This window comes from Flavobacterium luteum, from assembly GCF_008806775.1.
Taxonomy (GTDB): Bacteria; Bacteroidota; Bacteroidia; order Flavobacteriales; family Flavobacteriaceae; genus Flavobacterium; species Flavobacterium luteum.
Genome location: NZ_WAEM01000002.1, coordinates 586,300 through 602,225, shown reverse-complemented (window position 1 = coordinate 602,225; position 15,926 = coordinate 586,300). Strand labels below are relative to the sequence as shown.

At 33.8% G+C, this 15,926-nt stretch carries 14 protein-coding genes; 8 read left to right on the top strand and 6 right to left on the bottom strand.

Annotation, left to right across the window (positions count from 1 at the left end; genetic code table 11):
- The first annotated feature begins 5 nt into the window (after positions 1-5).
- From F6464_RS06415 to F6464_RS06405, 3 genes are all read left to right on the top strand, one after another.
- On the top strand, positions 6-365 hold the full coding sequence (locus F6464_RS06415) for a YraN family protein (protein ID WP_151106970.1): 360 nt from the start codon (positions 6-8) through the stop codon (positions 363-365).
- Positions 366-429: 64 nt separating this feature from the next.
- A complete protein-coding gene (locus tag F6464_RS06410) occupies positions 430-1,089 on the top strand; it encodes an aspartate kinase (protein ID WP_151106969.1) in 660 nt (219 codons plus the stop codon).
- 119 nt (positions 1,090-1,208) lie between these two features.
- Positions 1,209-3,392, top strand: a complete 2,184-nt coding sequence (locus F6464_RS06405) for a M12 family metallo-peptidase (protein WP_151106968.1) — start codon at positions 1,209-1,211, stop codon at positions 3,390-3,392.
- Between the two features lie 27 nt (positions 3,393-3,419).
- Here F6464_RS06405 and F6464_RS06400 read toward each other — a convergent pair whose 3' ends face one another.
- The 4 genes from F6464_RS06400 to F6464_RS06385 form a co-directional block, all read right to left on the bottom strand.
- A complete protein-coding gene (locus F6464_RS06400) occupies positions 3,420-3,713 on the bottom strand; it encodes a type II toxin-antitoxin system RelE/ParE family toxin (RefSeq protein WP_151106967.1) in 294 nt (97 codons plus the stop codon).
- Positions 3,704-3,928: a hypothetical protein gene (locus F6464_RS06395; protein WP_151106966.1), complete on the bottom strand. Its 225-nt coding sequence runs from the start codon at positions 3,926-3,928 to the stop codon at positions 3,704-3,706. Before F6464_RS06395 ends, F6464_RS06400 begins: the two co-directional genes overlap by 10 nt.
- 129 nt (positions 3,929-4,057) lie before the next feature.
- Positions 4,058-7,417, bottom strand: coding sequence for a transcription-repair coupling factor (mfd, locus tag F6464_RS06390; protein WP_151106965.1), 3,360 nt, complete (start codon positions 7,415-7,417; stop codon positions 4,058-4,060).
- Positions 7,414-8,001, bottom strand: coding sequence for a hypothetical protein (locus F6464_RS06385; protein WP_151106964.1), 588 nt, complete (start codon positions 7,999-8,001; stop codon positions 7,414-7,416). Before F6464_RS06385 ends, mfd begins: the two co-directional genes overlap by 4 nt.
- Before the next feature lie 157 nt (positions 8,002-8,158).
- Here F6464_RS06385 and F6464_RS06380 point away from each other — a divergent pair, with 157 nt between their 5' ends.
- Positions 8,159-9,115, top strand: a complete 957-nt coding sequence (locus F6464_RS06380; protein ID WP_151106963.1) for an L-threonine 3-dehydrogenase — start codon at positions 8,159-8,161, stop codon at positions 9,113-9,115.
- Here F6464_RS06380 and F6464_RS06375 read toward each other — a convergent pair.
- Positions 9,108-9,605, bottom strand: a complete 498-nt coding sequence (locus F6464_RS06375) for a nuclear transport factor 2 family protein (RefSeq protein WP_151106962.1) — start codon at positions 9,603-9,605, stop codon at positions 9,108-9,110. The two genes, F6464_RS06380 and F6464_RS06375, sit on opposite strands and share 8 nt — an antisense overlap.
- 150 nt (positions 9,606-9,755) lie before the next feature.
- Between F6464_RS06375 and F6464_RS06370 the strand changes: the two genes are divergently transcribed.
- Complete coding sequence (locus F6464_RS06370; protein WP_151106961.1) at positions 9,756-10,349, top strand: 2OG-Fe(II) oxygenase; 594 nt, start codon at positions 9,756-9,758, stop codon at positions 10,347-10,349.
- A gap of 473 nt (positions 10,350-10,822) precedes the next feature.
- Here F6464_RS06370 and F6464_RS06365 read toward each other — a convergent pair whose 3' ends face one another.
- On the bottom strand, positions 10,823-11,026 hold the full coding sequence (locus F6464_RS06365) for a hypothetical protein (protein WP_151106960.1): 204 nt from the start codon (positions 11,024-11,026) through the stop codon (positions 10,823-10,825).
- A gap of 308 nt (positions 11,027-11,334) precedes the next feature.
- Here F6464_RS06365 and F6464_RS06360 point away from each other — a divergent pair, with 308 nt between their 5' ends.
- The 3 genes from F6464_RS06360 (at position 11,335) to F6464_RS06350 (ending at position 15,883) form a co-directional block, all read left to right on the top strand.
- Positions 11,335-12,084 (top strand): hypothetical protein, encoded by a 750-nt coding sequence (locus tag F6464_RS06360; protein WP_151106959.1) that lies wholly within the window; start codon positions 11,335-11,337, stop codon positions 12,082-12,084.
- A 275-nt stretch (positions 12,085-12,359) separates the two neighbouring features.
- Entirely contained in the window at positions 12,360-12,746 is a 387-nt protein-coding gene (locus tag F6464_RS06355) for a (deoxy)nucleoside triphosphate pyrophosphohydrolase (protein WP_151106958.1), read from the top strand.
- Complete coding sequence (locus F6464_RS06350; protein ID WP_151106957.1) at positions 12,743-15,883, top strand: DEAD/DEAH box helicase; 3,141 nt, start codon at positions 12,743-12,745, stop codon at positions 15,881-15,883. Before F6464_RS06355 ends, F6464_RS06350 begins: the two co-directional genes overlap by 4 nt.
- Positions 15,884-15,926 lie beyond the last annotated feature (43 nt).

Sequence of the window (15,926 nt, the reverse complement as noted above, 5' to 3'; positions counted from 1 at the left end):
ATAATATGGCCGAACACAACGAACTAGGAAAACTAGGAGAAGCACTTGCTGTCGAGTTTTTGCAAAAAAAAGGCTATACAATTTTAGAAACCAATTGGACTTTTCAAAAAGCAGAGATAGATATTATTGCTCAAAAAGAAACTATTTTAGCTGTTGTCGAGGTAAAAACCCGATCGAGTATTGATTTTGGTTTGCCGCAAGATTTTGTAAAACCTAAGAAAATTCAACTTTTAGTAAAAGCCGTAAATGAATATGTTATTTCCAATGATTTGGAAGTAGAAGTTCGTTTTGATATCATTGCTTTACACAAAAAAGGAAAAAAATTCATAATAGAGCATTTAGAAGACGCTTTTTATCATTTTTAAAATGTTTTATTTGTAACAAAATGTTTTTTTTAATACATTTGCAATCTATTTCAAACAAAAAAACATGAAAACGGTCTCTTCAATTGTAGAAAATTATATCAAAACCAAACCTTTTTTATTGAGTGCCTTGTCTCAAGGAATCATTAATTTGACGTCTTTATCAAGAAACATGATGGTAGAGTTAGAAAATGAGTTTGGAAAAGATGTGAAACAAGGTGCTATTGTCATGGCTTTAAAACGCCTTTCGGTCGATTTAGATTTTAGATTAAATCATAAAATTGTTAAGGTTTTAAAAAATTTAGGAGAAATAACCGTTCGTTCGTCGCTGATAGATTATGCTTTTGCGGTTTCAGATAGTATACTAAATAGTCAAGCGGAGTTAATTACTGAGATTCATGATTATTCTGATATCTTTTATACGTCTTCAAGAGGGGTTAGCGAAACCAATATTATTATTAGTGAAAGTGTCAGTCATTTAGTAGACAAACATTTTGCTAATGAAAAAATGGTTCAAAAATTAGAAAATCTAGCATCAATTACTGTAAAACTTCCTAATGATAATGTGGTAATTCCTGGAATTTACTATTTTATTTTCCAGCGATTGGCATGGGAAGGAATTATAATAAACGAAGTAATTTCTACATCAAATGAGTTTACTATTTTAGTAAGTGAAGATGTGGTTGATATTGCTTTTAGAGTGATTAAGGATTTAAAATCTTTGTAGTTAAAACAAACAATTGTTAAAAAAAGGGATTATAATTCTAAAAACTTGAGTTTAACAGTAAATCAATTATTTCGTTTGAATTAATGATTACATTTGATTTCTTTTTAGAATAAAAAACAATGAAGAAAGGGTTATTAATTTTTGTGTTTTTCTTTTCTTTTGTAGCATTTGCTCAAAATGAAGTCTCCAAAAAAGTGAATGCATTGCTTTCGCAAAAAACAACTTTTAAAGTCTATTCACTATTAACTACTAGTACAACAAAACCTAGTAGTGCTATTCAAAAAACACTTAAAAAAGCGACTCTCGCAAAATTGAATTCGAAATCTTTAGGGGATGTAATAGCCTATAAAGACGAAAGCATTGAGGTTCAAATTCCTTATCAAGGAGAAACAATTACATTACAGTTGTATAAAGTTAATTTGTTTGCCGATGGGTTTCACGTAGATACAGACAAAACAAAATCAATTTCTTACGAGGAGGGCTTACATTATAGAGGAATAGTAAAAGGTGATCCCAATTCTACGGCCTCTTTTAATTTTTTTAAAGACGAAATGAATGGCATTTTTTCTAATAACCGTTTTAAAAACGTTGTAATAGGAAGAACAGCTACAAAGTTCAATATATCGGATTATATCATTTATTCTGATGCTGATTTGAAAGTGCTAAACAATTTACAATGTCATACAAAAGAAGGCGTTCGTAAACCAATTTTAAACGCTCAAAGAAATACAAAAACTACCAGTCAAAGATGTGTAACCATGTATTTTGAAATAGATTATAATTTATTTCTCGATAATAATAGCAACACAACGACTACTACAAATTGGATGACTTCAGTATTCAATAATGTTCAAACATTGTATGCTAATGATGGAATTAACATTTCATTAAAATCACTTTATATTTGGACTACCCAAGATCCTTATGAAGGAATTGGCGAGGAATCTTTCAATTATTTATATAAGTTTAATGAAGTTAGGCCTGTATTTGATGGAGATTTAGGACAACTTATAGGAGAAGATGCCGGAAGTTTAGGAGGAGTTGCGGCAACCATAAACGGATTATGTACCGAAGAAAATTTTAGTTATTCAGATGTTGATATTAGTTTTGATACTGTACCTACTTATTCATGGACTGTTTTGGTTATTACTCACGAAATGGGACATTTATTTGGTTCGCCTCATACTCACGCTTGTGCTTGGAACGGAGACAATACAGCAATTGATGGTTGCGGACCATCAAAAGGAGATCAATATTTTGAAGGCAACTGCGATATTGGACCAATCCCTTCAACGGATAGTGGCGGAACTATTATGAGTTATTGTCATTTAGTTTCTGGTGTTGGCATTAATTTAGCCAATGGTTTCGGACCACAACCTGCAGCAGAAATACTTTCTCAAGTAAACAATGCAAGTTGTTTGAGTTTTGATTGTATTAATACCTGTATCAATACTGTTTCGGAAATTATAATTTCGAATCTTACTAACACTTCAGCAACACTATCATGGATAGATATAGGAAGTGCTACTAATTGGGAAGTTTCTATTACACCATTTACGTCGAATTCAAATAATTGGTTTCAAACAACAGCAACTAATTACACAGCAACTAATTTACTGCCTAATACCCATTATAGTATCAAAGTCCGCCCTGTTTGTAATTTTGGTTTAATTTCGCCAAGCAGAAATGCTATTCTTGTTACAACTGCCAATTATTGCAACGGAGTAACAATCACAGATACAGGCGGAGTTTCTAGAAACTATTCAAGTTTAGAAAGTTATGTTAGAACCATTATTCCAAATAGTCCAGATCAAAAAATTAGATTGTCTTTTACCAGTTTTGATTTAGAGGACAAATACGATTATTTATATTTGTATGATGGCAATTCAACATCGGCAACCGATTTGAGCCAAGGCGGATTTACTGGCACCACTATTCCTGGAACATATGAATCGACAGCAATTGATGGTTCTTTAACGCTAGAGTTTTATTCAGACCAATATGAAGTTGGGTCAGGTTATGTAGCCAATGTTGATTGTGTTGCGAATCTTAATAACAAGTCATTTCTACCCAATATTGATTTTACGTATTATCCAAATCCAAGTAAAGGTTTTGTTGCAATTACTTCAAAGACTGAAATAAAAGAAATATTTGTCTATAATCCGCAAGGGCTCCTTTTATACAAAAAGAAAATTAACGGTTTAGATGCAAAAGTAGACATAGCATCATTTGCAAATGGAACCTACTTTTTTAAATTGAAATTCAATGAAAAAGAAGCCAATTTTAAAATAGTGAAGATGTAGTTTAATAAAGCTTCCAACTTTTTAGGACTAATGCTTCCGTTTTTGTTTAGTCCCTCGAAAATTGATGATTTCAATACTTGATTTTTTATAATTTACTCGGTACACTAAATAGTTGTTTTTATCTACTATTGCTTTGTGGAGATTTTTATAGGTTTCCGATTTTGGATATAAGTCAGGGTAAAGACTAATCTGATTGGTAACTTGGGTAATATTTTCTTCTAATTGCAAAATTTCTTTAAAAGTCCATTCTGCTTCCAAATAGTCAATAACAACTGCTAAACCTTTATCAGCTTGTGACGTCCATTTGATTTTTAATGCCATTTGGCAAATTTATTCATTACTGTTTCGTGACTAGTAAATTCGTTATTTTCAGCTTGTTTTAAACCAATTTCTATTTCTAGTTTTTCTTCGGAATTCAATTCAGTAAACCAATCTTTTTTGCTGGTTTTTATAATAATTTCAAGCTTTTCTAACAAACCTTCGTCTATCGTACTCAACTCTTGAATAATATTATATTTTCTAGTAGCTAAATTCATAACTTACAATTTTAGTATAACAAATGTATTTATTTAGATTGGCTTTTAAAAACAAATCCTAAAAATTAACTAACCGTTTTGTTTTTAGTAAATAACTTTTTAAAGGCTGGAAGCATTGAAAAGAAGGCTTTATCTCTCCAATAGCTCCATCAATTCCAACGCTTTTCGAATCGATTTTACATGTTCAAAAGTCAGTAATAAACGTAACCCATTTGGGGTTTGTTTTTCTTTCATTTTGCACAATTGCGGTTGTTTTTGCACGAACTGTAACACTTTATGAAACTGAGGCGAAGTATAATAATCGCTTTGTTGGTCAGAAACAAAATAGCAAATCATTTTGCCTTGTTTCATAACAAGTTTTTCAATTCCCATTTGTGTGGCAATCCATTTTATTTTAATGCTATTCAGTAAGGAGACAGCTTGTTTGGGTAACGGTCCAAAGCGGTCTATTAATTTATTTTCGTATAACAATAGTTCCTCGTCTGTTTTTATCAAACTTAATTCGTTGTATAAATTCAAACGTTCCGAAATGTTATTGATGTATTCATCAGAAAATAATAACTCAAAATCAGTATCAATTTGAATGTCTTTTACATATTCTTTTTCTGGTTTTTCTTCATCGGCATACAACTCCTTGAACTCGTTTTCTTTGAGTTCTTCGATGGCTTCGTTCATGATTTTTTGATACGTATCAAAGCCGATTTCATTAATAAAACCACTTTGCTCACCACCCAATAAATCACCGGCACCACGAATTTCTAAATCTTTCATGGCAATATTGAAACCACTCCCTAGTTCGGAGAATTGTTCCAAAGCCTGAATTCGTTTTCTAGCATCATCAGTCATGGCTGAATACGGCGGGCAAATAAAATAGCAAAAGGCTTTCTTATTGCTTCGACCGACACGTCCTCGCATCTGGTGCAAATCAGACAATCCGAAATTATTGGCATTATTTATAAAAATAGTGTTGGCATTGGGTACATCCAAGCCGCTTTCGATAATGGTTGTCGCCACCAATACATCAAATTCTCCGTTCATAAAAGCCAACATCAATTCTTCGAGTTTTGCACCTTCCATTTGACCGTGACCAATTCCCACGCGAGCATCAGGAACCAAACGCTGAATCATTCCTGCAACTTCCTTGATGTTTTCTATTCGATTATTGATAAAGAAAACCTGTCCGTTTCGTTGAATTTCATAGGAAATGGCATCTCGAATCAATTCTTCACTAAACCCAACGACATTGGTTTCTATTGGATAGCGATTGGGTGGCGGTGTGGTAATTACTGATAAATCTCTCGCTGCCATTAATGAAAACTGAAGGGTTCTCGGGATTGGTGTTGCGGTTAAGGTCAAGGTATCAACATTGGCAGCAATGGTTTTGAGTTTGTCTTTGACATTCACACCAAATTTCTGTTCTTCATCCACAATCAACAATCCTAAATCTTTAAAAACTACGTTTTTGTTGACCAATTGATGCGTCCCAATAACAATATCAAGTTTGCCTTCGGCTAATTGTTGTAAGGTTTCTGTTTTTTGTTTGGCCGTTCTAAAACGGTTAAGATATCCAACAGAAACAGGCATTTCTTTCAAACGTTCTGTAAATGTTCTATAATGTTGGTAGGCTAAAATGGTGGTTGGAACCAAAACAGCGACTTGTTTTCCGTTATCTACCGCTTTGAATGCGGCACGAATGGCCACTTCGGTTTTTCCGAAACCTACATCACCACACACCAATCGATCCATTGGGCGATCACTTTCCATATCGGCTTTTACTTCCGCAGTCGATTTGGTTTGATCAGGTGTATCTTCATAAATAAAGGAACTTTCTAATTCGGCTTGCAAATAACTATCAGGGGCATATCGGAATCCTTTTTCCAATCGGCGCTTGGCATACAATTGAATCAGGTTGAACGCTATATGTTTGACTCTGGCTTTGGTTTTTTGTTTTAAAACTTTCCACGCATTCGAGCCGAGTTTGTATATTTTAGGAGGCGCACCGTCTTTTCCGTTGTATTTAGAAATTTTGTACAGCGAGTGAATACTCACATAAACGATATCATTATCGGCATAGACGAGTTTAATGGCTTCTTGGGTTTTGCCTTCGACTTGTATTTTTTGTAAACCGCCAAAACGGCCTATTCCATGGTCGATGTGGGTAACATAATCACCTACAGAAAGCGTTGTGAGTTCCTTTAGCGTAATGGTTTGTTTCTTAGAATAGCCATTTTTGATGCTAAATTTGTGGTAACGCTCAAAAATTTGATGGTCGGTGTAGCACGCAATTTGGTTTTCCTCATCAACAAAACCCCGGTAAAGTGGTAATGTTATGGTGTGGTATTGCTTGCGAATGCTTTCGTGATTGGCTTCGTCAAGAGTTTCGAAAATATCATGAAACCGTTTTGCCTGTGCATCATTAGAACAAAACAAATAGTTTTTGTACCCGTTAAAATGGTTGTCATTTAAATTATTCAATAACAAATCGAATTGTTTATTGAAAGAAGGTTGAGGGAGAATATGAAATTCGAATGTTTTTTTGGTTTTAAAAACAGCTTTTGAACCCATCTCTACAATCGAAAAATCTAAGGCTTTTTTTATAAACTCGGTTTGGTTTACAAACAATTGTTCTGGCGAAACATGTTTTACAGTCGCGTTCAGGTTTTTATAAATTTCAGCTGCTTTGCCAAATAGTTTATCTAATTTAGACAAAAGCAATTCGGTGTTTTGAATGCAAATAATCGTTTTACTGTCAATATAATCTAGAAAACTTTCCCTATTTTCCTGAAAAAAGGTGTTCTCGACATTAGGAATTATCGCGATTTTATTTTGTTTTTCGATAGAAAGTTGTGTTTCTACATCAAAACTTCTAATGCTGTCGACTTCATTTCCAAAAAACTCAATTCGGTACGGATTGTCATTGGAGAAAGAGAACACATCTATGATTCCGCCACGAACAGAGAATTCTCCGGGCTCCGTAATAAAATCGACACGCTTGAATTCGTATTCAAATAAAACTTCATTGATAAACTCTATTGATATTTTATCGCCAACCGTTACTTTCAAAGTGTTTTTATCCAATTCTTTCTTCGTAATCACTTTTTCAAAAAGCGCTTCGGGATAGGAAACTATAATTGCCGGTTTTTTGCGAGAGTTTATTCGGTTTAAGACTTCGGAGCGAAGCAAAACATTGGCATTATCGGTATCTTCAATTTGGTACGGACGACGATACGAACCTGGATAAAACAAGACATCTTTTTCGCCTATTAATTGTTCTAAATCGTTCAAATAATAGGCAGCTTCTTCTTTGTCATTGAGGATAACTAAAAAAGGCGACTCTGTTTTTTTAAAAACCGACTGGATTATAAACGAAAGCGACGAACCAACCAATCCGTTTAAGTGGATTTTTTGTTCGGGAATTTGTAAGCTATCAACAATTTGCTTGACTTTTGGCGAATTGTCGTAGGTATTTAATAAGGCTGATTTACTCAAGGTTGCGGTACAATTTTATTAGGAATTGCTCTAGCGGTATCTAACATTCTAATCATATCTGATTCGCCTTCTTCTTTAGGAATGGCACTTTTTCTGATAATTTCTTCCATTTGTTGGGTCAACGAAACCAATTCTTCATTTACTTCTGAAACTAAAGTTACTACTTTCTGTGCAGGAATATCATCTAAATTAATGAATAAATTGATGGAGTTGATTTTAGTAGTCAATACCGAAATTCTACTCTTGATTTCAGGTTTGTTAAAGGCGTAAGGAATGTTGGTATTCAACTCCATCACTTTTTTAGATAAAGTTTTCGCTTTTTTCTGAAACGCTCCAATAGAACTTTTAGGTTTTAGATTCAATTCATTCAAAAACGAACGCCATTCGCTCCAATTATTTATTGTAGCTTGAACTGTTGGCGATACGGAAGGGTTAGAAAAATTCCAACCTTTATTGATGTTCTTAAATATTATTTCTTTCTTTTCGGCATCTTTAAGGTTTTCAATCTCTCGTTTTTCAGCATTGTCATTACAGGAAACAAGTAAATAAACCGAAAAAAGAATATAGGAATAATAACGTTTCATCCAAGCTTGATTTAGTTTGCAAAGGTACAAAGGTAAAATGAAAGTTTAATCAGTCTGCTTCATGTTAATGTTGTTTTTGTTAAAATAAATAAGGATAAACTTCACTGCATATTGCTTTATTAAAATGGTATCTTTACAGTATAAATCCTATTTAATTATGAATCCAAAAATTCTAATTATTGGTGCATGCGGACAAATTGGTACCGAACTTACTCAGAAACTTCGAAGTATTTACGGAATTGAAAATGTGATTGCTTCCGATATTCGTAAAATGAATACCGATGTGGTCAATTCAGGACCGTTTGAAGTGGTAAATGCATTAGATTACAATCAGATACAGCATTTGGTAGAGATTCATAACATCACCGATGTGTATTTAATGGCTGCTTTACTATCTGCTACAGCAGAAAAGAATCCCGCTTTTGCTTGGGATTTGAATATGAACTCCCTTTTTCACGTATTGAATTTGGCGAAAGCCAAGAAGATAAAGAGAATATTTTGGCCTTCGAGTATTGCGGTTTTTGGACCCACAACCCCCAAAGAGCATACGCCGCAATACACCATTATGGAACCCACCACAGTTTATGGTATTAGCAAACAATCGGGCGAGCGGTGGTGCGACTATTACCATCATGTTTTTGGGGTAGATGTTCGAAGCATTCGCTATCCGGGACTCATTAGTTGGTCATCACCTCCCGGTGGCGGAACAACCGATTATGCGGTAGATATTTTTCATAAAGCATTGTCTAAAGGAACCTATGAATGTTTTCTGTCTTCTGAAACCAGAATGCCCATGATGTATATGGATGATGCCATTCAGGCTGCTATTCGTATTATGCAAGCGGACGCCGATACAATTAAAATACGTTCTTCTTATAATCTTTCTGCCATGAGTTTTACACCTGCCGAAATTGCTATGGAAATTACAAAACATTTGCCCCATTTTACCATTACTTACGCACCAGATTCTCGCCAGCAAATAGCGGATAGTTGGCCGGGAAGTATAGATGATAGCGAAGCCAGAAACGATTGGGGTTGGCAACATCAATTTGATTTAGCAAAAACCACCATTGCCATGTTAGAGAATTTAAAAAGTCATCCCGGGTTTATTTAGTTTTCAGTTTCTCTATTAATGGGTTTTCGAGCGGTGCTTTTATTTTTATAACTGCATCAGTAGCATCATTAGGAATTGTCATTGACAATACATACTGTTTAATTTTCCATTCGTTTCCTGTTTTTATAAGTACTCCCGAACCTCTGCACATTTTCATCCAAGTGTCAAGCAACTCGTCAAACCAAGCCGTTTTTCCATCTGCAGAGAAATAAAGATTACGTTTTAAAGGTTTAAAATCCCACGCTTTGCCTTGATCAAAGTAGGGTTTAGCAAAGGCTTGAAATGCTTCTTTGTTCCAGTTTTCTGTAGCATCGGTTCCAATAAAAACAGCATCATCAGATAAGGCTCCAAAATAAGCATCAAAATGAGCATCGGTTGCCGCTTTGTGCCACTTGTTTAACAGGGTATGTATTGCCTCTTTTTCAGCTTCCTTGTTTTGGGAAAAACCAAGCAACGGAAACAGTAAAAACAAGAAGAGCAGTTTTTTCATCGTATTTCTTTTGATAAAAATACAAAAATTAATGAAAACCTGTAGAAGTCACTTCTAATCGGTTTACTCACAAAGTCTTCACAATTGCCGGTTTCTGTGTAGTAATACACTACCTTGTCTCGGTGCTTGTCTTTTCGAGTACCAATTACAATGGAAAACCCTTTTGAAACAATTATTGCCAGTTATATTAAAGATAAAGTAGGAATTTCTGAGGATTTTCTGAGTGATGCTTTATGCGAAAAATTAAAACAGCATTTGTTGGGTTTAAATGCGGAAGATCGAATGCGAGCAGCGGCTATTGGCAATGATGGCAAAAGAGTATTCAACGATTTGGTTCGCACCGACACCATTTATTGGCTTGATAAAGCACACAACAACGATTTTGAAAACGAATTCTTTGACACTATGGATGCTTTTGTGGCCTATTTAAACGAAAGCTGCTTTACCAATATTAAAAGCTACGAATTTCATTATTCGCTTTACGAAAAAGGCAGTTTTTACCGCCCGCATTATGACCAATTTGAAGACAGCTCGAAACGGCAATTTTCCATGATAAGTTACCTCAACGCCAATTGGCAAACCCAAGATGGCGGTGAATTGTTGATACATCAAAAAAGCAATAACCAAAGCATTTCACCTACTCAAGGCAAAACCGTTTTCTTTAAGAGTGATGAGTTAGAACACGAGGTTTTGCTTACCAATGCGCGAAGAATGAGTGTAACGGGTTGGCTAAAGCGAGATTGAATACAGGATTTCTCGACACTATTTTATTAGAAAGCCTTCATTATTAGCAGCAACTACTCAAAGCAATCCCTCCACACTAAGGCAGTAAGACCCGTTGCGAAGGTAGCTCAAGCTAGTAATTTGATGTTGTCCGGAAGTTTTGAAATCTAAAGCTTGATCGTTGTTTTTAGCAATGAAAAGCACCAAAACAAGCATGCCTTTAACTTATTATGGTAATGCCTAAGCAAGTAAATGGCCTACGATTTGCTTTTTATTGCTTTGCGTTTACATACACTCCATATACACTATGTATGCTTTATCTATGCCTTTGCTATGGAGTAGCTATTAATGATGACTCCTTGTTGCTTTTTTTTCTTATTGGATTGTTGTAGCACACGAAAGGATTGTGACTCTTTCGAATCTTCGATTTTATGTGGTAGCGTGTGTCTTTTTTAATTGCTGAGACCTCCTCTAACATCCCTGTATTGGATTTATTATATCCTCGAAATTACATCCTCATATTTTAAACCGATATAGTCACAGAATTCATTAACCGTTATTACTTGGTGTTTTTCTTTTTTAAAGAACTCGCGGATTTTAAGCATTTTATTTCGGGCTTGTCTTTCTGTGACTTCTAAAATTCTTTGAATATCACCGTTTCTGATGATTAATTTTCTTCTAGTTTGTTGTTCTTCCATTTTTTACTTTTTTAAGGTTCTTTTCTATTTTAACATATACGCACTATGTGCGCTTTATCTACGGGGTATCTACGGAGCATCTTCCCAGTTACTATAGTAACGTAAAAACTATATTTTGTCTTGTTTTTTGATTGTAGCCCGTTTTTATATGGCTGTTCTATTATTGTATGCAGGAAACTTTATACCATTTTAGGAAACTTTGACTCCTTTCTGTCCTATTTAGGAAAATAAAAATAAAACAGAAGTAATGCTCCCCGTTATAGTAGTATGAAGCAATAGTTGCTTCTGTTAATTTAATATTTTAAATAATGGCAAAAAACATGAGCCTATTTAAAGTAGAAGGAACATTAGATAATGTTACTTTTTACAAAAGTGCCGATGGACACTTTGTTAGAACTAAAGGAGGGGTTTCTAAATCCCGTATTTTAAATGACCCCGCGTTTGTAAGAACGCGAGAAAATGGGGCAGAATTTGGTCGGAGTGCCGGCGCAGGGAAGATGCTGCGGATGGCATCGGGGACTATGGTTTTTAAAGCGAAAGACGCTAAGTTGTCGAGTAGGCTTGTACAGGTTATGTCTAAGATCAAAAACTTAGACACGGTTTCGGTTCGTGGCGAACGCAATGTAGCTGAAGGTTTGTTGACTGCTGAGGGGCAACAGGTGTTGCGAGGGTTTGATTTTAATAACCGCGCTCCTTTGCTGAGTGTTTTGTATGCCCCTTTTAGTGTAGACAACAGTACGGGAGCCTTGGAGATTGCTGATTTTACCCCAAAGGAGCAATTGAACTATCCGGCGGGAGCGACCCATTTTAGCATGCGTAGCAGTTTTGTCGTTTTAGATTTTGCCAGTGGGGTTCGGGATGTTACCTACAGTACTCCTGTTAATTTGCCTCTAACTATGGCTACCGCTACTGTGACCTTAACCCCTAGCGGGATTCCTCAGGGGAGTGGTACTCAAATTCATTTTCTTTTGATTGAATTTTTTCAGGAAGTAAATGGGGCGCAGTATTCGCTGAAAGACGGTGCTTATAATGTGCTAAACATTTTGGATGTGGTGTAACATTACTTAAGCTGTTATCGACAATGTTATCTATTACCGATTATGGTAGCTGGAAATTCTCCTCGTTGTTCGTGCAACGGGGAGTTTTTTTTTAAAAGCATTAGAAATGGCGGTGATTGAGGTGTAAAAGTGTTTCTTCAAGAAAATGTTTTCGAAGTCAGGAGACTTCGTGGAGCGGGGTAGCTATTCATGTGACCCTTTGTTGAGTTTTTTTAAAAGTAAAAAAAATTTTAATCAATCAAAAAATTATAATTAAGTTTATAAAAAATCAAAACATGGTTAACGTTACTTGTGCTTTAGTTTTTTTTGATAGTAAAATTTTAGTCACTCAACGAAGTGAGAAGATGAAATTGCCATTAAAATGGGAGTTTCCCGGTGGGAAATTAGAGGAAAATGAAAGTGAAATAGATTGTATCAAAAGAGAAATTAGAGAAGAATTAAAGATAGAGATTGAAGTTTTGTATAAACTTTCAAACAGCATTTTTGATTATGGAACTTTTAAAATTAATTTAATTCCTTTTGTAGCAAATTATGTGTCGGGTGAAATTGTTTTGGCTGAACATAAAGCATATAAATTATTAGATAAATCAGAATTATTACATTTAGATTGGGCGGCGGCAGATATTCCAATTGTAGAAGAATTTTTAAAACTTGAATTATGAACCAAGGAATATATGAGGAATTAGTTACAAAAGTAATCAACTATAAATTAAACGAATTAAATAAAGATACTTTTCAAGTAAAGAAAACGCCAATAGACAAAGCTGAGGCGGCCCAGATATTATCTCAACATATTGGAAAAACAATACGACATGCATTCACCTTGATTAAAGGAGAAGATGTTTTAGAAACACAAATTGAAATAGCTAATAAAATCATTTTATTTTTAAAAGAAGAATTAAAAAAAGAAGAGTTTGAAGATGATTTAATTGAAACGGAAGGCAAAATATTAAAAGCCGTTTTCACCAAAATTGATGCTCACTTTACCGATTTGGATTTGCGTTTAAAAGAAATTACTCCTTACACAAGATTAATTCATAGCGAACTTTTTACAGGTGGAAACTCAGGTACAACACTCGAAAGTGAATTGAGAAAAGAGATTTTATCTTCAGATAAAATTGATTTATTAGTTTCTTTTATCAAATGGAAAGGAATTCGAATTCTGGAACGTGAATTAAGAGAATTTACTGAAAGAGGTGGAAAATTAAGAGTAATTACAACTACTTATATTGGAGCGACCGATGCAAAAGCAGTTGAATTTTTAGCTTCTTTAGAAAACACAGAAGTCAAAGTTTCCTATAATACAGGTAATGAAAGATTACACGCAAAAGCCTATTTGTTTCAAAGAAATACTGGATTTCATACAGGATATATTGGTTCTTCTAATTTTTCTCGTTCAGCTTTAACCGATGGTTTAGAATGGAATTTGAAAATAACTACTAAAGAAGTTGGTCATATTATTGATAAATTTAAGAAAACATTTGAAGCATATTGGCAAAATCCAGAGTTTGAATTATATAATCAAAATATTCATTCCGTAAAATTAATAGAAGCTCTCAAACAAGGAAAATTTTCAAAGGAATATACGTTTACCACATCGTATTTTGATATTAAACCTTTTCATTATCAAAATGAAATAATTGAAAAATTAGAAGTTGAAAGAATAGTTCATAATAGATATCGAAATCTTTTAGTTGCTGCAACAGGAACTGGGAAAACAGTTATTTCTGCATTTGATTATAAGAATTTCAGAAGTAACAGTAAGTCATCAAAACTACTTTTTGTTGCTCATAGAAAAGAAATTTTGCAACAAGCAAAAGCAACTTTTCAAGGAGTTTTAAAAGATAATAATTTTGGCGATTTATGGGTTGATGGTTTAGAACCAAATTCTAATGAATATGTTTTTGCTTCCGTGCAAACCCTAAATAATAGGCTTAAAGAGATTAAACTTTCTCCTGAATATTACGATTTTATTATTATTGATGAAGTACATCATATTTCTGCATCAACCTATAGACCGATTTTAAATTATTTTAAACCAAAAGTTCTTTTAGGTTTAACTGCTACTCCAGAGCGAATGGATGGAGAAGATATTTTGGCGGATTTTTGTAATCGTATAGCTGCCGAAATTAGATTGCCTGAAGCCTTGAATAAAAAATTATTAAGTCCATTTCAATATTTTGGAATTACCGATAGTATCGATTTAACCAATGTAAAATGGGATAAAGGAAAGTATGTTGCTAGTGAATTGACAAGTTTATATACTAAAAACGATGTTCGTGTTGGTGAAATAATTACCAATCTAGATAAATATACGAATGACTTAAATGATGTTCGAGCTATTGGTTTTTGTGTTACCATTGAGCATGCCACTTTCATGGCTGAAAAATTTAACTTAGCGGGTTTAAAAGCACAATTTTTAACTGCTAATAATTCAAACGAACGAGATAGAATTAGAGAACAATTTAAGAGAAAAGAATTCAATTATTTATTCGTTGTCGATATTTTTAATGAAGGTGTTGATATTCCTGAAATTGATACTGTTTTGTTTTTAAGACCTACAGAAAGTTTAACTGTTTTTCTTCAACAATTAGGACGTGGATTACGTCTGGCTGATGGAAAAGATTGTTTAACAGTGCTCGATTTTGTTGGGAATTCAAGACCTGAATATGATTTTGAAAGTAAGTTTCGAGCATTAATTGGAAAAACAACAACATCGGTTCAAAAAGAGATAGAAGATGATTTTCCTCATTTGCCATTAGGTTGTTCCATTGTTTTAGAGAAGAAAACAAAAGAAACAATCCTTGAAAATATTAAAAAAGCGACATCCCTAAACATTAATCAACTGATTACTAAAATCAGAAATTTTCAACATCAAACGACTTTACCATTAACGCTAAATAATTTTATGGAATTGAATCATATTTCAATTGAAACGATTTATAAAAAAGGGACATGGTCAAGACTTTGTCAATTAGCTGGTGTTATTGATGATTTTGAAATTACCAATGAAAAACAAATTTTCTCTACAATAAGTAAAAAGTGGTTGTCAACAAATTCATCAAGTTATTTTAACTTTATTCTTAAAATCGCGAAACAAGGTTTCAATTTCAATCTAAATAAATTTGATGAAAACGAGAAAACCATGTTGTTGATGTTGCATTATGATGTTTGGCAAAATCATGGTTTGTTTCAATCATTAGAAGAAAGCATTAAAACAATTGGTAAGAATAAAATATTAGTTAATGAAATTATTGAAGTTTTAGAAATACTAATAGACAGAGTTGATTTTAAAGAAATTGAAATTCAATTGCCTTACAACCAACCGTTAAAAGTTCATGCAAGATATACACGAGATCAAATTTTAGCAGCTTTTGGATTAAGTACTTTTGAGAGAAAATCACCGAGTAGGGAAGGTGTGGCAGAGAACACAAATACAAATACAGAATTGCTTTTTATCAATCTAATTAAATCAGAAGAAAACTTCTCTCCAACCACAATGTATGATGATTATGCTATTAGTGAAACGTTATTTCATTGGCAAAGTCAAAATTCGTCAAGACCAGATATTGGAAAAGGACTGTCATATATCCAACATCAAGAAAATAAAAAAAAGATTTTGCTCTTTGTTAGAGAAAAAGCAAATGATGAAAAGGGTAATACAATGGGTTATGTTTTTATTGGGGAGGGAAACTTCAAAGAAAATGAAGGTGAAAAACCAATGAATATTAAATGGGAATTAAACGAGCCAATACCTAATTATCTTTGGGTAGCATCTGCTAAAATGTCTGTTGGGTAATTAAAAAAACCTCCAACACAAACGGTCAGAGGTTCATTTATAG